Annotated in this window: 16 protein-coding genes; 7 read left to right on the top strand and 9 right to left on the bottom strand. The window is 54.2% G+C overall.

Features of this window, described 5'->3' with window-relative positions; translation table 11 throughout:
* Window position 1 precedes the first annotated feature (1 nt).
* From WHS46_11025 to WHS46_11000, 6 genes are read left to right on the top strand one after another with little or no spacing between them, the layout of a single operon-like run.
* Window positions 2–1,303, top strand: coding sequence for a (Fe-S)-binding protein (locus tag WHS46_11025; GenBank protein MEJ5349205.1), 1,302 nt, complete (start codon window positions 2–4; stop codon window positions 1,301–1,303).
* A complete protein-coding gene (locus WHS46_11020; GenBank protein MEJ5349204.1) occupies window positions 1,300–2,016 on the top strand; it encodes a FadR/GntR family transcriptional regulator in 717 nt (238 codons plus the stop codon). The genes WHS46_11025 and WHS46_11020 overlap by 4 nt, the downstream gene beginning before the upstream one ends.
* Window positions 1,979–2,359, top strand: coding sequence for a CidA/LrgA family protein (locus WHS46_11015; protein ID MEJ5349203.1), 381 nt, complete (start codon window positions 1,979–1,981; stop codon window positions 2,357–2,359). Before WHS46_11020 ends, WHS46_11015 begins: the two co-directional genes overlap by 38 nt.
* Entirely contained in the window at window positions 2,359–3,069 is a 711-nt protein-coding gene (locus WHS46_11010) for an LrgB family protein (GenBank protein ID MEJ5349202.1), read from the top strand. The genes WHS46_11015 and WHS46_11010 overlap by 1 nt, the downstream gene beginning before the upstream one ends.
* 42 nt (window positions 3,070–3,111) lie before the next feature.
* The gene (locus WHS46_11005) at window positions 3,112–4,446 is read left to right on the top strand and encodes a CoA transferase (GenBank protein MEJ5349201.1); all 1,335 of its coding nucleotides are present in this window, start codon (window positions 3,112–3,114) and stop codon (window positions 4,444–4,446) included.
* 32 nt (window positions 4,447–4,478) lie between these two features.
* Window positions 4,479–5,804, top strand: coding sequence for a CoA transferase (locus tag WHS46_11000; GenBank protein ID MEJ5349200.1), 1,326 nt, complete (start codon window positions 4,479–4,481; stop codon window positions 5,802–5,804).
* Between the two features lie 229 nt (window positions 5,805–6,033).
* Here WHS46_11000 and WHS46_10995 read toward each other — a convergent pair whose 3' ends face one another.
* Entirely contained in the window at window positions 6,034–6,774 is a 741-nt protein-coding gene (locus WHS46_10995) for a hypothetical protein (GenBank protein MEJ5349199.1), read from the bottom strand.
* A gap of 344 nt (window positions 6,775–7,118) precedes the next feature.
* On the opposite strand from WHS46_10995, the gene WHS46_10990 reads away from it, so the two are divergent.
* Window positions 7,119–7,556: a thioesterase family protein gene (locus WHS46_10990; GenBank protein MEJ5349198.1), complete on the top strand. Its 438-nt coding sequence runs from the start codon at window positions 7,119–7,121 to the stop codon at window positions 7,554–7,556.
* Between the two features lie 72 nt (window positions 7,557–7,628).
* Here the strand turns inward: WHS46_10990 and WHS46_10985 are convergent, their stop codons facing one another.
* The 8 genes from WHS46_10985 to WHS46_10950 form a co-directional block, all read right to left on the bottom strand.
* Window positions 7,629–9,374 carry an aldehyde ferredoxin oxidoreductase N-terminal domain-containing protein gene (locus WHS46_10985; GenBank protein ID MEJ5349197.1) on the bottom strand — a complete coding sequence of 582 codons (1,746 nt, stop codon included), beginning with the start codon at window positions 9,372–9,374 and terminating at the stop codon, window positions 7,629–7,631.
* Between the two features lie 20 nt (window positions 9,375–9,394).
* Window positions 9,395–9,805 (bottom strand): 4Fe-4S binding protein, encoded by a 411-nt coding sequence (locus tag WHS46_10980; protein MEJ5349196.1) that lies wholly within the window; start codon window positions 9,803–9,805, stop codon window positions 9,395–9,397.
* Between the two features lie 1,835 nt (window positions 9,806–11,640).
* Window positions 11,641–11,868 carry a hypothetical protein gene (locus WHS46_10975; protein ID MEJ5349195.1) on the bottom strand — a complete coding sequence of 76 codons (228 nt, stop codon included), beginning with the start codon at window positions 11,866–11,868 and terminating at the stop codon, window positions 11,641–11,643.
* Between the two features lie 621 nt (window positions 11,869–12,489).
* On the bottom strand, window positions 12,490–14,484 hold the full coding sequence (locus WHS46_10970) for a C1 family peptidase (GenBank protein MEJ5349194.1): 1,995 nt from the start codon (window positions 14,482–14,484) through the stop codon (window positions 12,490–12,492).
* 161 nt (window positions 14,485–14,645) lie between these two features.
* A complete protein-coding gene (locus tag WHS46_10965) occupies window positions 14,646–15,404 on the bottom strand; it encodes a hypothetical protein (protein MEJ5349193.1) in 759 nt (252 codons plus the stop codon).
* A gap of 282 nt (window positions 15,405–15,686) precedes the next feature.
* On the bottom strand, window positions 15,687–16,292 hold the full coding sequence (locus WHS46_10960; protein MEJ5349192.1) for a class I SAM-dependent methyltransferase: 606 nt from the start codon (window positions 16,290–16,292) through the stop codon (window positions 15,687–15,689).
* Window positions 16,289–17,275 carry a glycosyltransferase family 2 protein gene (locus WHS46_10955; protein MEJ5349191.1) on the bottom strand — a complete coding sequence of 329 codons (987 nt, stop codon included), beginning with the start codon at window positions 17,273–17,275 and terminating at the stop codon, window positions 16,289–16,291. Before WHS46_10955 ends, WHS46_10960 begins: the two co-directional genes overlap by 4 nt.
* Window positions 17,272–18,177, bottom strand: a 906-nt coding sequence (locus WHS46_10950) for a hypothetical protein (protein MEJ5349190.1), incomplete at its 5' end; no start/stop codon positions are given. The genes WHS46_10950 and WHS46_10955, both read right to left, overlap by 4 nt.

The raw sequence follows: 18,177 nt of genomic DNA, 5'->3' as shown, positions 1-18,177 counted from the left end.
GATGGCCGGCATGAAAGATCTGGCCCGGCTTGTACGGGAATTGGAAGACCAGATGGTGGTGTGCATGCGCTGCGGCATGTGCCAGGCCGTCTGCCCTCTTTATGCGGAAACGGGCCGAGAAGCCGATGTGGCGCGCGGAAAACTGGCGCTCTTGGAAGGTCTTTCCAAGGAAATGTTTCGTGATCCCAAGGGAGTTTCCGAGCGTCTTCACCGCTGCTTGCTTTGCGGGTCGTGTGCGGCCAATTGTCCCAGTGGTGTCAAGGTGTTGGATATTTTTCTGAAAGCGCGGGCCATTCTTGCGGGCTACATGGGGCTTTCCCCTGTCAAAAAACTCATTCTGCGTGGCATGCTGGCCAATCCGTCCTTTTTCGACAAGCTGACCGAATGGGGGGCTCGATTTCAGGATCTATTCACCAAACCGGCCAATGAGGTGCTAGGCACCTCGTGTGCTCGGTTCACATCGCCACTTCTGGGAGAGCGGCATATCAAGCCTTTGGCACCAAAACCCTTCCATGCCCAATTGCCCGCCATGGACACATCCCCAGGGGGTTCAGGAATTAAAGTGGCCTATTTCATAGGGTGTCTTATCGACAAGATTTTTCCTTCCGTCGCCCATGCCACGCTGAAAGTCCTTCGCAAGCACGAAGTGGGCGTTTATTTTCCCGACAACCAGGCATGTTGCGGCATTCCCGCAGCCTCTTCCGGGGACTTAACGGCCTTTAAGAAACTCGTGCGTCATAACCTGGAACGGTTCCCCTTGGATCGTTTCGATGTGCTGCTCACCTCCTGTGCCACCTGCACTTCCACCATTCGCAAAGTGTGGCCTGTGCTTTTCTCGGAAGACGGCTTCCCTGTTCGAGATCGCGTGCGAAGCCTCAGTGAAAAGACCATGGACATTCATGAATTCCTTATCCGCCGTCTGGGCTTGAACCCGCCGGAAGCCACTCCGGGCCCGCACGCTGTTCCCGTCACCTACCATGACCCTTGCCATCTCAAAAAATCGCTGGGGGTCTATGAAGAACCTCGCCGTCTTCTCAAATCCCATGCGGGCCTTCGGCTGGTGGAAATGACCCAGCCGGATTGGTGCTGTGGTCTCGGCGGCAGTTTCAGTCTGGAACACTACGATCTGTCGACTCGAGTGGGTCTTCGAAAACGGGACATGGTGGCGGCGACAGGAGCACGCATTTTGGCCACAGGCTGTCCGGCATGCATGATTCAGTTTCATGATCGTTTCAGTCAAGCCGGGGATGCCGTGAAGATACGGCATGCCATTGAGATTTACGCGGAGAGTTTGGGACCGTGACGACACTTCCTGTCAAACCCATCAAACCCAAGCGTGTCGCCGATGAAGTGGCCCAGCAGCTCACCGAGCTTATCTACCGTGGGTTTTTGAAGCCCGGGGAGAGGTTGCCGTCGGAGCGGGAGCTGGCACGCCAGCTTCAGGTGAGCCGTCCCACGGTGCGCGAAGCCATCAATCAACTTATGGTCATGAATTTGGTGGAGCAGCGTCACGGCCAGGGCACCTTTGTGCGCAGTTTGGATCCCCTGCACGAAAATCCCATGGCCACCTTTATGGACGGCCAGGATGTGACCTTGGAACATATTCTAGAAGTGCGCATGGGTTTGGAATGCACGGCGGCGGCTTTGGCTGCCACGCGGGCTGATGACCGAGATATAGAACACCTTCGCTCCAGCCTGGAGGCTATGAAGGCGGATATCGCCGCCGGAGGTTTGGGGCATGAAGCCGATATCAGCTTTCATATGGCTATAGCTTATGCCAGCCGTAATCCGGTCCAGGTGAAGGTCATGCGCAGCCTTTATGATTTTCTCTTTTTCGGCATTCGCATGAATTTACAGAAACTCTACGAAGATCCCGCCAATCTGCCTCGAATCGTGGAACAACACACGGCCATCTATGATGCCATCAGACACCGGGATAGTGAAGAGGCCCTCAACGCCATGAGGCGTCACATCGGGTTTGTGCTGGATTTTTTCCGATCGCGAAAAGCTCCATGATGCCATGATGGTTCGAAGCCTTTGTATCATTTTCGGTTTTCTTGTCTTGGGGGATTTGGTGAGTTTCATCTTTGGGCTGCCGATTCCCGGCAACGTCATCGGCATGGTGCTCCTGACCGTGTCCTTATGTCGAGGGTGGGTGGATGTTAGGAGTGTCAAACCCGCCGCGGACCTTTTGGTGCAAAACATGGCCTTTTTCTTTGTGCCTCCGGGTGTTGGGCTTCTGCTTTACCTGGACCTTTTGTCCCGTGAATGGATTCCTCTGGTGGTGGCTTACGTGGTGAGCACCCTGGCGGTGCTAGCAGTGGTCGGATGGGTGATGCAGAAAATGGAGCGGTCCTGATGTCTTTTTTCACGTCAAAAGCTTTTTCCGTCTTTATCACCTTTTTAGCTTTTTACGGGGCTCAAAGGCTTTACCTTCGTTTTAAGCATTTCTGGCTTAATCCTGTTTTGTTGGCCATACTTGGTCTTATGGCTTTTTTGACGCTTACGGGTCTTCGCTATGAAGACTACTTTCAAGGGGGTCAAATTATTAGTTTCTTTCTAGGCCCCTCCGTAGTGGCTCTTGGAGTGCCTCTTTATCTCCAGATGGAAGAAATTCGAAAGCGGGGTCGGGCCATCGGGATATCTCTTGGAGTCGCTGCTGTGGTGGGGGTGCTGAGTGCTGCAGGAACGGCGGCTCTTCTAGGCGCTTCCGCTCCGGTGGTGGCTTCCATCGCTCCCAAATCGGTCACCACGCCCATCGCCATGGGCATTGCTGAAAAAATCGGCGGTATTCCTCCGCTGACCGCAGCCATCGTCATTGCCACAGGTATTCTCGGCGCCGTGATCGGTCCTGGAGTTCTTCGCCTGTGTGGGGTGCGTCAACCTGTGGCTTTTGGGCTGGCTATGGGAGCGGCGTCCCACGGCATTGGAACAGCTCGTGCCGTGGAAGAAGGTGAAGTGCAGGGGGCCGCGGGAGGTTTGGCCATCTGTCTCAACGGTATCGCCACCGCCGTGGTAACCCCTTTCCTGGTAAAGCTGGTTTTGCTGTGGGTGCGTCATCAGCCGTGAGGGCGGTTCTGGAAAAGGATACTGTAGGTAAGGAGCGGAGCGATGGAAACGGGCGATTATTTCGACTGGACGGAAAAGCTTTTTGATCCCGAGGCTATATTCAGCAAGCCGGAAGCACTCAAAGGGATTCGTGTCCTGGAGTTGTGCACACGGGTGTTTGGACCTGTGACCGCCGATTTGTTGGCGGATCTAGGGGCGGAGGTGATCAAGATCGAACTCCCCGGCGTGGGGGACCTCATGCGCTACGTGGCTCCACGGGGTTTTTTCTATAAAAACATCTCGCCGGCTTTCACGCACATGAACCACAACAAATATCATGTGGCCATAGACATTCGAAAGCCCAAGGGAGCGGAACTTCTCAAGCAGCTTGCGGCACGATCCGACGTGGTGGTGGAGAATTTTCGGCCCGGCATCATGGACCGTTGGGGTGTGGGGTATCGGCAGCTGAGGGAAATCAATCCTCGGCTCATTTATCAAGCCAACAGCGGGTTCGGCCAATGGAGCGCCTATCGGGATCGGCCGTCCTATGATGCGACATCTCAGGCCATGAGCGGGTTTTCGGCCACTACGGGCTTTCCAGGCCGTCCTCCGCTCAAGATCGGGATCTGGATCGGCGATTATACGGGCGCTTTGTTTGCCACTCTTGGCATACTGGCGGCTCTGTACGCGCGCAACAAAACGGGTCGAGGTCAAATGATCGATGTGTCCCAGGGGGAGAGCCTGATTCGGATTCAGGACTGGACCTGGTTATTGTGGAGTCTTTTTGGAAAAGAAAGACGTCGTGTGGGCAATGTGGATGTGGCCATGGTGCCTTCGGGGGTGTTTCGAGCCAAAGATGGTTTTGTGGCTGTTTCCGCTGTGGATGACGGGTCTTTTCAAGGGTTGTGCGAGGCCATGGGGGCGCAGGATCTTTGGGAAGACGAGGAGATTGAGACGGTTTCCGGGCGGCTTAAGAACGAAAATCAGGAAAAAATCTATGAACGCTTGTCCCGGTGGGTGGCGGGTTTGACGGTGCGCCAGGTGGAAGATTTGGGGGTACGCCACGGGTTTTCCGCCCAGAGGGTGGCTTCGGCGCGGGATCACTACGAAGACCAGCATCTCAGGTTTCGAAAAGCGGTTTGGGAATTTGAAGATCCTCTGTACGGGCCTGTCGTGGAATACGGACCGGGACCCAAACTATCGGAAACTCCAGGGCGTATGCGCTGGATCGCCAAGCCCGTCGGGTTTCATAACGACCATGTCTTTCGCACCCTTTTGGGCTTGGATGCCGACACCCTTCGAGAGCTCGCGGACGAAGGCATTGTGGGTACGTGGGCGGATCGTATCGGCGCCAAACCTCCCGAAGACTGGGACGGCCAACCAGGACGTGTTTTTTGAGTGAGACCCCGGAAGGAAGAGAAAGGCAGACCATGAACGAGAACACCAAGAACTGGTTCGATTGGGCCAAAGAACATTCCGACCCTCGTCAGGCGACACAACATCCGGAAGCGCTGGATGATTTGCTGGTTTTGGATCTCAGTTACATGAGTTTCGGCGGCTTGGTGGCCTCATCCGTTTTGGGGGAACTGGGGGCTCGGGTCGTACGAGTGGAACCTCCGGAAGGAGATCCGGCACGAGATTTCAGCCCTTTCGGCCTTAGGCATCAGGACACAGGTCTTGCGTATCTGGTGGAAGGTCGAAACAAGCTTCACATCACCCTGGATTTGGAAGACGAAGAAGGCCGGGAAATATTCAAAAAGATGGTCAGGCATGTGGATGTTGTCATTGAAACCTTTGAACCCGGCTTTTTGGATTCTTTAGGGATCGGTTACCGCCAACTTCGGGAACTGCAGCCTCGGCTCATCTATGCAGCGCTTCACACTTACGGCCAGTTCGGTCCCAAAGCCCGTGAGGGTCGCCAGGCTTCGGAAATCGCCAACCAGGCTTATTCCGGTCTCGTTTACATCAACGGCGAACCGGAAGATGCTCAAAAGTCTCCTCATGCCGTTCCCACCAAAACGGGCAGTTGGTATGGATGGTATGCTGAAGGCCTTTTCGCCGCCTACGGAATTCTGGCGGCTCTTCTTTACCGACAACAGTCCGGCAAGGGGCAAATGGTGGATGTTTCCGGGGCTGAATGCATTATGAAGTTTATCGACTACAACCTGGGGTGGTACCATCTGGGAGGAGCGGTTAAAGAAAGGTTGGGGAACTACGATCCGTCCGTCTTTCCTTACACCTTTATCCAGTGCAAAGACGGCTACACCTTCATGGCCGCTTACAATGAAGAAGCTTTCGCCACCCTGATGGAAATTATCGGCCGTCCGGAACTGATTCAGGATCCTCGTTTTTCCACTTTTATGCAAAGGACGAGTTACGAGAGCGAAGAGGCTCTTCAGGAGATCCTTGAATCGTGGAGTCGTCAATACACGGTAGATGAAGTCATCGAAAAGGTTGCCGAAGCGACGGCCCGAAAGGAAGGTCGAGCCGCCGCCGTCGTCACCGGCAAGGTGTGTCGACCTTCTCAGACGTTTGAAGAACAAAACTGGTGGGATCGAGGCGTTTTTTGTAAAGTTCAGGATCCCGTCTATGGGGAGCTTTCCTATCAGGGGCCGGTCTGGAAAATGACGGGCACACCGCCGAGAATCAAATGGGCTTGCCGTCCCGTGGGCGCCGACAACGAAGCCGTTTACGGCCGACTTCTAGGGATGGGCCGGTCTCAATTGGAGCGTCTCAGAGCTTCCAGGGTCATCTAGCGGCCAGATCACCTGAACCGCCTGCAGAGACGCCCTCGTGCGTCTACCTGTAAGGGCGGACCGATGTGTCCGCCCCTAAATTTTCCTGAGTGGCCGGCGCCTCACGGCCACTCATGGCACCTGTTTCTTTCTTTTCCGTCTGTTCTAGGCAAGCCCTGGGGTCCCGAGCCCACCCTGGACAACCCATGTGTCACAGGCTGCCCACATTGGGCTCGAAACTCATTCCATTTCATTCCGCGGCAGCCAGATAGGCTTCCACCCACGGGACCATGTCCATAAAATGGGCTTTAAAGGGTTCGTCGGCGGTGCCGATGCGATGGTGGATGTGCATGTTTCTTTCGGCGCAGTATTTTTCCAGGGAGGGTTTCGGGCGGCTTGCGATGAGCAAAGCCTTCATGCGTGCTCCCCAGGCGAAATGGGGACCGTCTCCGCCGCTGTCTCCCATGATGATCAGACGACCCGGGGAAATCCCGTACTTTTCGGCTACGCTGGCGGAATTGGCGGCTTTATCTTGAATTTCCGAAAGAGGAAGGAAAATCTCGGGGTCTGTAGGAGCTTCCGGGTAGCTGATAAAGGGATGGGCGGACAGCGCTGGAATGTGCGGAAGCCATCCCTTGGCCAGGACTCGCTGGGTGTAGCCTCGCATCCCCGTTGTGTTAAGCATGAAAAGAATGTCGTTTTCCTCACACCAGCGCACGAAATCCGCGACGCCAGGGTACGTTTCGTAAGACGCTTCCAGATAGGCGTCCATCATGGATTCTGTAAGCGGTCCCGGCATCAGAGCCTCGATTTGCCGAATGGCTTCCCCCAAGGAAATGACGTTGGACGTGTACTGGCGAAACACCTTGATCAAGGGCTCTTTAAGTTCCGGGTAGTTGAAGTAGATGCAGTCAAAAGGCCCGCTAGGGGCCAAGCACTCACTCCAGTCCGATGAAAACAAAGCGCGATAGGTACGGAGGGTTCGAGCCATGGCGGACTCCTTTGCTGTCAGTCATACGCGCACACAATGGCCAACCCTCACCAAAAGTCAAGACAAAGTTCTGGTGGGTAAGCCTTAAGCGACTATTCCAAATGCACTTTTCGGCTGGAAAAGTTGCTCCTGGAAAAGTTGCTGTGGGCATCATGGAATGCGTTTTTCATACGCTACGTGAAGAGTCATCTTGTGAAGACTGGATCCTTGAACCGTGTTGTTGCAATCCATTGCATTCGACATAAAAGAGTGCCCTGTGGTAAAGGTGCGGAAGGGAAAGTCGGTTTGCTTGGGAATGAGAATGGATGGTGGTGTGCGTCGTCAACCTTTCGAAGGAGCTGTCCATGAGTGAGAAATATAAATTCTTTACGCCGGTGCGGGTGCGCTACGCCGATACAGACGCCCAAGGGCACGTCTTTTTTTCCAATTATCTTGTCTACTTTGATCAAGGCCTTACGGACTACCTCAAAGCCGTCGGCTACAGTTATGACGCCATGCTTGAGGATGGTTTTGACTTTTTTTATGTGGAAACGCAGTGCACCTATAAGGGAAGCGCCAGATTCGACGATGTGTTGAACGTCTACGCCCGCATAACCCATATCGGGCGGACCAGTTTCACCTTTCATTTCGCCATTTACAAAGCCGATACGGACGCTTTGATCGCAACAGGCCGCATTGTGGCTGTGGCTGTGGAAAAAGGAGGGCGCCGGCCGGTCCCGGTTCCGGAAAAGCTTCGACTCGCTGTGGAAAACTACGAAGGGGAACCTCTTCCGCAACCGTAGGGGATGGTTTTGAAAAGACACAAGGAAGCCAAGGGTTTGGATTCCAAGCGTTGCCAAAAATTCACCGGGCTTTCAGGAAGCTTCGGAGGTCAGGTGTCGAAGGGTGTTTATGTAAGCCCGGGCAAGCTCGTCCATAAAGGAACCGTCTATGGGCCCTTTCCATGTGGTCACTTCATAGAATCTTTTGGGGATGGTGACCTGATCGGGGTTAAAACCTGTGCGAAATCGAAGTTTCCATCGAGCGGACTGCACGGCCCTTGTGACGCCCTTAAGATTCTTTGCCGCTTCGCTGTGGCCAAGAAGCGATAGGGCTTCTTGCAGGCGCTCTTCGGGGTAAAGTTTTCGCGCAAACAAGCACGCCACCATGGAGGTTAGAAGCACTCGGCGTCTTTCCTCTTCCAGAAGAAAGGATACCGCTTGATCGATGCTTTTTTCGAGAACGGTTTGGTCATAGGTATAGCCGGCACTGTCCAGATGGGAATGGCGAAAACCGTAGGCTTGGGAAACGAAGAAAACTTCACCGGTGGCATAGCCGGCCATTTCTTGGCCGAGCACGCACGCAAAGTCTTCGCCGCCGTAAAGTCTTGCGGCATGGAGTGTTCCTCGGCCTAAGGCTTGGTAAAAATCATTGACGCCACCTCCCAGATGCGCCAGAGCCTGCTCGTAAGCTTCCATGTTCCCAAATCGAAGAGGGACCAAGGTATCCTTCTCGGTGATGATTCCCTTTTCCAAAGCTTCCGTGGCCCATGCCAAACTGACGCCCGCACTGATGGCATCCAAACCGAGGCGTTCTATAGTTTCCAAAAGTCGTAAGACGTGGTCCGGGGAAGAAATCCCCAACATGGATCCTGCGGCGAAGATGGGTTCGTGATCGTAAGAAACCTGGCGGTAGAGGTATTCGTGTTCCTCGCCGAAGCGTTCCCGCAAAAGCCCGATATGAATGCAGCCTACGGGACATCCCGCGCATGCCGTTTGCCGCAAAAGGAGCTCTTGTGCAAAGCGTTCACCGGAGATGTGTTCGGCTCCGGAATCTTGAGTGGCTTGAAGGTTGCGCCAGGGTAACGCCTGAAGAGCGTTCAAAGGAAGAACGTTTTCAGGGGTTCCCAGATCGTGGTACTTGCGCATCACGGAGGATCGCACGGCTTCCTGGTAAACAGTCTTAAAAAATGAAGCATAAACCTTGGGATCCGGGACGGGAAGGCTTCTCTCTCCGCAGACCAGCATGGCCTTGAGCCTTTTTCGCCCCATGGCCGCGCCTCCGCCTAGACGGCCGAAATGGCGATAAGTGTCCACATTGATGGCCGCAAAGGATACCAAATTCTCTCCGGCCGGCCCGATGCGTAGAATGCTTCGATGACCGCTTTCACCCGGATGAATTTTTCGCACCCACTTGCCTGTGGCCAAGGTGTCCATGCCCCAAAGATAGTGGGCGTCCAGGAGGCGAATTTCCCGTGAACCGATGGTCAAAAGGGTTGGTCTTGGCGCCATGCCCTTGACCACCACGGCGTCATATCCGGAAAAACGCAACGCCAGGGCCAGGCGTCCACCGGCATGGCTTTCCGCATATTGATCGTGGTAGGGCGATTTGAAACCCAACACGACTTTGCTCATGAGCGGCAAATAGCCTGTGAGCGGGCCGATTGCGAACACCAAGGGCTGCTGCGGATCATCCCACGGGGCTTTGGGGTCTCCGTAGGCTTCAAAAAGAGCGGCGGCAAGACCGCTGCCGCCCAAGTGTTCGTCGACGGTCCCGAATGCCACAGGTTTGGATCGGCCTGTATGTAAATCCACCACGAGGACACGAAAGGAAGACGGCATAATGCATCCTTGTTCCCTTGTCAGGAACCGGGCACTTCAGACATTTCCAAACATTCATGAGGACAGAAAGGCGTACATCGGCCGCAATGAATACACACGATGGGCACCTGGGTTTCAGGATCCAGCCAAACGGCTTCTACGGGACAGGCCTTGGCGCAGGCGCCACAACGAATACACAAATGCCTTTGCACCTTGACGCCGCCTCCCGGTCGTTGCGAAAAAGCTTCGGTGGGGCAGACTGCAACGCACGGAGCCGGGTTGCATGCCAGACACAGCTGAGCGTCAAAGCCTGTGCTGAGCCCTCCGGCACTGCGAATTCGAATGCCGGAATGTTGCCAGGAAAGGCAGCGATGCACAAGCCGCGCGCACGCAAGGGCACACGAATAGCATCCGATGCAGCGTTCCATATGAGTGGCTCGCAAAACCTTCATCGCGCCATGCCCCTGACTCTGAAAAAGGAGATCCAGTCAAAAGGCCCGCCGGAGGCCGGACACTCACTCCAAACCGTTGAAAACAAATCGCGATAGGTGTGCTTGTTTTGGGCCATGGAGACTCCTTTGCTTTACGTCTTGCACCCGCACAATGCTCAACCCTCATGAAAAGTCAAGAAAAACTTCTGTTGGCCCACCCTAAGCGGTCCGGCGAAGCTCTGTTTTTCAGGAAAAATTACTGCGGGCCTTTCTCCTCAAAAGATTTCTTGAAAAGGCTGCATTTAAGATCACGAAAGACTTGCCAGACAACCGCAAGGAGTTCACGGGACCCTTCGACGTCATTACTGAGCGCAGGCCACGGGAAGACACCCTGTCGGCCTGGTCTGCAAAGACACGAGTGCTCAGCACCGTCTCGTAAAACCTTGCCGTCCCCAAAACAAGGCATGATTGAGTGATACAGCGGGAGGGTAACGAGTCAATCGCACATACTCGATTTCTGCCCTCAAAAGAGCTCAGGGGCACCCTTTATCGCTATGTCCGCCGCTATAACCACCAGATCCCCCAAAAGGCACTCAGTCAGTCACCCTGGTGCTGGCACTAAAAAAGTGGCAAGAAATCAAATCGGAACTCTTCCCCAAAAGGTCTATGATCTCTCGAAATGCGAGACATAACCCAAGTTTGTCATTTTTTCGCGTACGTTATTCTTATCGCGTATTGTTTTTTCTTTTCCACGACGGATTTTTCAGTCAACGCTCACGACGCTCTTGAGCGGAGGAGTCGGCAGCCCAAGAGCGTTGTAAATCTCTACATGGATGGGTTCAGCCTCCGACGTATGCCGAATGTGAATCCTCTGCCCTTTTCGTTGAGCATGCTTGTTGTCAGACGCACTTGCCCACTCAAACGGGTTCGCAATGTGGACCATAGATGGCACATGCCACGGGCTCGAAGCGGTCTTTGGATAACTCACAAAAGGCAGACTTCCGAAGCGGAATAACCGATCTGTCTTCGCTATTGCTCCCCGACGGGCGACATTCGGGCCGGGACATTGAGGCTATCCAGAAAGCGCAGTATGAGACAGCGACCTCCGAACCGGGTAAGGTTCTTGCCCTTGAATTCCTCTTCAGGAACGGCAGAATCGGCTACAGTGTTTTTCACTTTTTTGGTGCCTGTTTACCGGAGTATCTGAATAGAGAAGTTATAATGGAAAATAGGCTCTTTTCAAGGGAAATTAACTAATTAAACCACATTTTGGCGCCATTTTCCAATTCGGTCTCATTGGAACTGACTATTTAGGTTCAACAAAGATATGAGCTCGTGTGTCCTTTTCGTGAAAGGCCTCCAACCCTTGGTCAAAGAGTTCCTGGGCTGAGCGAGCGAAAGCCTTTGCGGGGGAGCCGCTCACAGGACGACGACCGGCACGTCCACTAGGCCTTCTCGCGGAATCAGCTTGATCGTGTTGTAGGATGTATCCCCCTAATGGATGGCCCGCGAGCCCGCCGATTCCAGCCGCCGGCTCCCAGTTCCCTGCCTAACCACAAAAGCCAAGCCGCGGTGTGGCTGCGCTCCTCAGGGCAATGGTCCAGGTAGTTTTGCACCACCTTGTGGGTAAAACGCCCAACAGCCTGGGCTTCCTCAAGGCACGAGGCACGGGTCACCGTCTGAGCCTCTTCTCCGGGCGCTGTCTCCGCCCGCACAGTCGCCCGCGGGCCTCGGGGCTGAAGGGACCGAACGAAGCAATAAACGGATGACAAACTCCCATGGTGGCCCCTATCCATGAACTGCTGATAGACGGCCGCAACCTCCAGCTCCCGGGACGGTTTTGCAGAGGATGTGTTCTAAGGCGGCGTGGAAGGGTTCCATCCGTCTTCAAGCACATCTGTCAACTCCCCGATCGATGGCAATGCCGCTTGTAAAAGACCTTGATCTTTGGCCCATCTTTGATAGCAGGCCACCGTTTTCCTGTTGATCTTCATCTGCGGCGAAATCTCATGGTTACTTTGTCGCTTTTGCACCCTACCTAGCAACTCTCGAATCTCCATGGTTGTTTTCTCCCACCTGCGCATGGCTCCTCCTTGTTTCCGATGGTGAGAGGAAACCATGGTTTACTCAGAGGAATCGCACCATTACGAGCTTGGACCCTTTCGGCAGAAAGTATGTGGACCATCTCGGGTGAAAACGCGTGGACCATTATCGGCCGAAAAATGACACGAATGCCTTCTTGAAATCTTCTCGACATCATCCCAGCCCGGCCAAAGGGTGCCGCCAGCAGAACTCCCCAATAAAACACGCCCCAACCCAACCCAGAATGCCTTTTCGTTCCGTTATGTTACCTCTTGTCAGCCAGGTGATAAAAATGATCAAAAGGAAATCCAGGCGCGGCTTTCAGCCGTAGAAGCCCGATGAAACTTATGATCAAGACAAGGCTCATGAAACGCCCCGACACAACCGACCGGGGCTTGGGTCAGGTGGTCGCCTTTTCTCTGAACTTTTGTCAGAAAACAAAAGGGGAAGACCCCTACGAGCATCTCTCACGGACCCTTTGGTAACAGCGGTAACATTTCCTGAGATGGCAAAGTACTTGCTTTTTCGATCGGCAATCGAAGCTTCGCGGTGAATGGAGCGGGGCGGGTTGCAGCCCGCCCCTGGATGGTTCTCTCTTGGCCCCCAATCCTCGCCTAACCTCTTTATGGGGCGGTCATGATCAGAGAGCCGTTTTCATCGAAAACGGCCCAATGGGCGAGACCAAAGTCATCGACCCATGCTAGGATACCCTCGTCGTAGCCGTCGCGATCCACGTCAGCCATTGTTGCGGAAGCATTTGCCGCCACCATAGACTGCATACCTTTACCCAGTCGATGGCCCTCACCATCGTAGAAAATCACCGCAGGTGTGGCATCGCACTGCAAGAGCGCCACCGCATAGCCGTCCAGGGGGGTGGTGCCCGCAAAGGTTCCCGAAGTCACCTGGGGATGGGAGCACACGCCACCCACACCTTTTGCGATCCTCTCTCCGCTCGCATAAAAGGTGATGGCCGCAAGCGTTCCGTCGGACTGAAGCAGCGATACCACGTATTCTTGTTTGGGGTCGTTCTCGGAGCGAAAGTTCCCCGCCGCCACGGACACTTCGGAACAGCGGCCGCCCACACCTTTTCCGATCCGGGTTCCGTCTCCCTGAAAGCTGATGGCCGCGAGCGTTCCGTCGGACTGGCGAAGAGCGACCACGTATTCGTCATCCGAAGCGTCGGAATCGAAGTTGCCCGAAGCGATCTTGGGGGCCGAACACGCGCCCCCCACGCTTTTTCCCAGCCGCCTGCCGTCTTGATCAAAGGTGATGGCGGCAAGGGTTCCATTCGACTGGCGCAAGCTCACCACGAACTCGTCAAAAGCGTCACCGTCGAATTGTCCCGTCGCAATGCTCACATCGAAGCAAACGCCGCCCACTGCCTTTGCGATCCTCCTTCCGTCGGAGTCGAAAAGAATCACGGCTAGGGTACCGTCCGCCTGCACGCATGCCATGGCTAGTTCGTCTTGCAGATCGGAATCGAACCGTCCCGCTGCAAAGGCCATTTCTCGCACCCCACCGGTGGTGGTCTGGGCCAGCTGTGCTCCGCCGTGAGTTGAGTCATCGTACCAAGTGATCAGTACCGTGGAGTCCATCAGCTTTTGGGCAACGGCGAACTCCTCAGCCGCATCTGCGTCAAAGTTCCCGGATATCACAACCACCGCTTCCGCTACTGTCTGCGGGCCGGATGCGCCTTTGTAATGGTATGTATAGTATCCAAAACGAACCGGTGAGACGAGCTCACTGTAAGCGATCCTGAAGTACCCGTTTTCTCCCCAGTCGGTGCCCCAGCTGTTTTTGCAGATGAAAGCACTTTGAGAATCGTCCCATCCGATGACCAGGATGGCGTGATATCCTTCAAAGAAACCCCAGACATAGGAGTAAACACCGGAACCATAGTAATAAAAATCAGTATATACCGCCATGCTGACCACCAAGGGGCCGTAAAAATATATGCCGTTTTTGATCTCCGAGACGGTAGCGTAGTCGCCGCTGTTGGTATATCCCCAATCTAAAAAGTGATAAGCGCTGTGGGTCCACAACTCACAGGCATTGCTACATGTGCCGTTGGTTGCAGTGTAGGGGTAGCACGCCTCTTTTGCCGTTCCGGGATTCGTCAAAAAATCGGACGCTAGACTCACATATCCACCCGAGCAATCGCCCGCATTGGAGCAGGAAATAAGGATCTGTTCCGAAAGATCCAGCTCCTTGCCGGGCAGTTTTTGGCTGATGAGAACCTGGGATTCCAGGGCCGCGGTCGTGGCAAAGGCCCAGCATGACCCGCACAATCCTTGATTCCTGATGCCGGTGACGTAATCCCCTCCATTGTAATTCTGCCAGTCAAACTGCGGGGGAAGGGCTGTGGTTGGGGCCGCTGTCAGAGGCTCCTCGTCTAGGGGCCCGGCCGTCTCCGGTATCGCGCCCAAAAGCATTCGGCGTGACTCTGGGTGCAGGCGGGAAATGGAGTTTTCTCGAGCCTGCCACCGTGCGCCTGCCCGCGAGATGGATTCGGCAATATCTTCTATCTCCTGGGCATTTATCGATGCTGCGTGAATTCCCACGGTGAGTATGCTCAGGACCAAGGCACGTTGGAACATGGTGAATATGCTTTTTTTCATGTGGCCCTCCTGGAATATGGTTCTTTTGTCCTATGGCTGTGTTGCTTGCCTGAAAATGCTCACAAACAGATACTGTTGTCATTTTTTTACGTGACCATTAATCTTTATTGAGTTGACGCAATCAATATGCCAATAAAGTCAGGCCGTTTCCCCAAGCGGTATCAGTTCGCTATCGTCTGGGATTGAATAAGGTTGCCATCGCGCCAAACAAGGCGTTCTCGCCTGTTATGACTGCCCGGCCAAGAACCACGGCAAGAACTAAATCCGCCTCTGTCACGACGCCCTTTAACAGGAACATCAGGACCATCTCCCGCACCCCGACCGCTGCGGGCGCCCCAAAGGCTGCCACACGCGTGGGTCAAGATCCCCTTAAGCGCGACAAAAAGCAGGCATGAAACGAGGAGGAAACGGACGTACAAGATGAATGCTCGCGGGGGTGGTGCTCCGACAAAACGCCCGATTCCCAGGCCGACCGTGCCGACGACGATGGCAAAAACCCCCATGGCCCATGACCCTTGAAAGGAGGGTTCGATCAAAGGAAGGGCCAAAACCCCGAATTTCGATCCGGCCAGAACGAGCAAGCCAAGATCCCATATCGTGGATCTGGCGAGCGCCCAACCGTTTATCGCGTCTGGCATTTCCATCGCCTGCCTTCCCGCCAGGCGAAAGATGTTTCCAGGGACATATTTGGCGAGCTGGAAAACACCGAAAGCCCTGACTGCCCACTGGCCTGTTGCATGGATTCCACGCACATAGAGGAGATGCCGCCACGCAAAGGCGAGCATAAAGTTGGACAAACTATATATGCAGACTAAGACAGTCAGCCCTGGAATAACCTGTCCGCTGAAACAGGCGAGATCAATTCCCGGGCCGTATTCACGCAGGCGAAAAACGACTAAAATAACCCCTGCAACAGCCAAGAGAGTGCCTCCCCCCAATGTAGCACGCACCTTGACAGTCCCAAAACTGTTTGGTTCGGGGGGCGGTCTGACAAAGCATTATCGTCCACGCAGCGGAGTTTTAGGGAAAAGTTGCCGGTTCTTTCTGGTGGCGTTTCACCCATGCTACCAGAGACCGCCTCCGAAACAACGTCACAACGCAGGAATGATCATACCACCGTCACGCCGAGGCCATCTAATTTGCGGAGCCGACAGCAGAAAGGATCGGGTTGCGTGTTCTTCCTAACATGGAAGAACACGCGTTCACTTTGGGCGGCATCTGAGCACCGTCCACGGCACCGGGGAACGGATGGACTGCACGACGAACCTACGCTCAACGAACTTCACGAACGCACGCCTCGAGAAGTGATGGATGTGCCCCGGACTATTCCCGAGGTCCCGGAGGTAGGCCCCCCTGCAAATGTTCAGTATTCTCCAGATCGGCTCTCTCGGAACGCTCAATACGTACTCCCGGGCATCGAGCGCATGCAGGATATCCAGGGCGCGGTCTGGATCCTCGACATGTTCGAGCACCTCGCAGCATACGACGAGATCGTATCGTTCTTCGACCGACAGCGACATGAGATCGGCCACCTTGAACGTTACCCGAGGATCGTTCGATCGCATGCTGTTTTCCTTGATCAAAGACACCGAAATATCGGTGGCCAGCAACCTCGAAACACCACTCTTGAGGATCAGGTCAGTGACATGCCCCTCACCGCATCCGACCTCGAGGACCGAGGACGGTGATGATTCGCGGATACTCTCCAGCACCGCCCGATCAAAACGGGAGATCAAATACCGCGCAATAGGATTGCCGATCTCGTACTTCCCGTTGCTTCCTACAATTACACCGTTTTCAATTCTCATTTTGTTCCCTGTGTGGTCGCACAGCCTGTTGATGGATGGTGTGTTTCAACCCGTTCAGACACATAGCGATCCAGATCAATCGAAAAGCTCTTAATGTGGAATTCGGCAACCACGCCCAGCGAGATCATTTGCAGGGAGGCGAGCGACATGAGAACACCAAAGGCCAGCAAAGGACGCTTTCCAATCGGCTGCGATCCAAATAGCCACACCATGAAGAGATATATCAAACTGAGACCACCGATCAGGCCTAGCACCATGCCGACACCTCCGAACAGATGCCCAGGCTTGACCATCCATCGCGTGGTTGCAAACACCGTCAGCATATCAATGAAGCCCCGGATGTAGCGCTCCCATCCATACTTGGATCGGCCGTACAGCCGTGGATGGTGTTCGACCTCGATTTCACCGACGCGATAGCCGAGATCCGCGACGAGCACTGGGATGAATCGATGCAACTCCCCGTAAAGATGGAGGTTGTTCACAACCTCCCGGCGGTAGCACTTGAAGCCGCAATTGAAGTCGTGCAACTTCACCCCGCTGACCCACGCCATGACACCATTGAACACTCGGGAGGGCAGAGTTTTCGACAAAGGATCGTGACGGATTTTCTTCCACCCGGAGACTAGATCATAGCCTTCCTCGAGTTTTTTGAGGAAACGAGGAATTTCCTTGGGGTCGTCCTGCAGATCCGCATCCATCGTGAAAACGACATCGCCATCACACTTCCGGAATCCCGCCTCCAATGCGAACGCTTTGCCGAGATTGCGCCGGAAACGGATCGCCTTCACCGCCTCAGGATAGCGCCCGGAAATAGACCGGATCACCTCCCAGCTACGGTCCGTGCTGCCGTCGTCAACGAAGATCAGTTCCGAACGGTATGCTGGTCCGCACGACCGGACGGCATCAAAGATCCGGTCTGCGAGTTCTTTGAGGCTGCTTTCCTCGTCTTTGACCGGGATTACGAAACTTAGCAAGACACTCATTTCACCGTCTCCGCAAGTTTTCTCAGTTTGAACCCGGAGAGTCCCACACCAAGGCGCCGTGGGTCGGAACCACGTCCGAGCTCAGCGGGTGATACCGGATTCTCGATTTCAAATCCGAAATTAATGAACTTCTCGTCCGGGCGCGTACGGAACATAAAACGATAATCAGAAGGTCCTACTCCTCCCGACAGCCTCAGCGCGCCTAAGGGACGCCCATTCACTGTAAGCCGCAACATACGAACCGGGTTTTCTGGCGGGCTATAGCCGTGCAGCCGGAATGTGACTTCATAAGCTTTTGATCCCTCGCCGGTATGAATCAAAAGAGTCGCAAAGTTATCCTCACTCCAAACGCCCCACTTTTCGAAATGGCTCCACCCCTGCAGGAATTCAACTCCAGCATCAGTAAGATTGGCAGTCGGGATGAAAGAGTCATAATGCGCAAAAGGTACATAGTTTCGAGCGAATTGAAGGATGGGCATAGAAACAGGCGGTCGAGGATCTTGACCAACTGCCGCTGTGACCAAATCTAGCAAAGCATATCGCTTCATCTGCTTGCTCAAAAGATCAAAAGCTTCAGAATCAAAAAAGAGACCATCCAGCCTCAGGCGGACAGGCTGTCCGGCATGCAGACGGCCTTCCCACAGAATTGCTTTCCTTTGCCTGATTTGAACATCAATATCATTCGTGGAAATTAGTTGTAAATCACTCAGTGAAAGTGATAGCCCTGAATGAAAAAGAACGAATGTAGTTTTACTCACATCATGTGACAAGCCAAAGAATACGTCACGCTCAAGAGATGTCTTATTGAACAGCATATCGCCTGAGGAATGGGATCGCTTCACGATTGCCTTAATCCGTGAGATTGTGTCTGTACATAAAAGTATCATGTCGCATGTATCGTA

Origin of the sequence: Desulfosoma sp. (assembly GCA_037481875.1) — a bacterium.
Lineage (GTDB): Bacteria > Desulfobacterota > Syntrophobacteria > Syntrophobacterales > DSM-9756 > Desulfosoma.
This window is presented reverse-complemented; position numbering and strand designations above follow the sequence as displayed.

Excerpts from the sequence above, each read along its gene's own strand:
- WHS46_11025 (MEJ5349205.1), top strand. The coding sequence starts at position 2 with ATGGCCGGCATGAAAGATCTGGCCCGGCTTGTACGGGAATTGGAAGAC.
- WHS46_11010 (MEJ5349202.1), top strand. The coding sequence starts at position 2,359 with ATGTCTTTTTTCACGTCAAAAGCTTTTTCCGTCTTTATCACCTTTTTA.
- WHS46_11005 (MEJ5349201.1), top strand. The coding sequence starts at position 3,112 with ATGGAAACGGGCGATTATTTCGACTGGACGGAAAAGCTTTTTGATCCC.
- WHS46_11000 (MEJ5349200.1), top strand. The coding sequence starts at position 4,479 with ATGAACGAGAACACCAAGAACTGGTTCGATTGGGCCAAAGAACATTCC.
- WHS46_10995 (MEJ5349199.1), bottom strand. The coding sequence starts at position 6,774 with ATGGCTCGAACCCTCCGTACCTATCGCGCTTTGTTTTCATCGGACTGG.
- WHS46_10990 (MEJ5349198.1), top strand. The coding sequence starts at position 7,119 with ATGAGTGAGAAATATAAATTCTTTACGCCGGTGCGGGTGCGCTACGCC.
- WHS46_10985 (MEJ5349197.1), bottom strand. The coding sequence starts at position 9,374 with ATGCCGTCTTCCTTTCGTGTCCTCGTGGTGGATTTACATACAGGCCGA.
- WHS46_10980 (MEJ5349196.1), bottom strand. The coding sequence starts at position 9,805 with ATGAAGGTTTTGCGAGCCACTCATATGGAACGCTGCATCGGATGCTAT.
- WHS46_10975 (MEJ5349195.1), bottom strand. The coding sequence starts at position 11,868 with ATGCGCAGGTGGGAGAAAACAACCATGGAGATTCGAGAGTTGCTAGGT.
- WHS46_10970 (MEJ5349194.1), bottom strand. The coding sequence starts at position 14,484 with ATGAAAAAAAGCATATTCACCATGTTCCAACGTGCCTTGGTCCTGAGC.
- WHS46_10960 (MEJ5349192.1), bottom strand. The coding sequence starts at position 16,292 with ATGAGAATTGAAAACGGTGTAATTGTAGGAAGCAACGGGAAGTACGAG.
- WHS46_10955 (MEJ5349191.1), bottom strand. The coding sequence starts at position 17,275 with ATGAGTGTCTTGCTAAGTTTCGTAATCCCGGTCAAAGACGAGGAAAGC.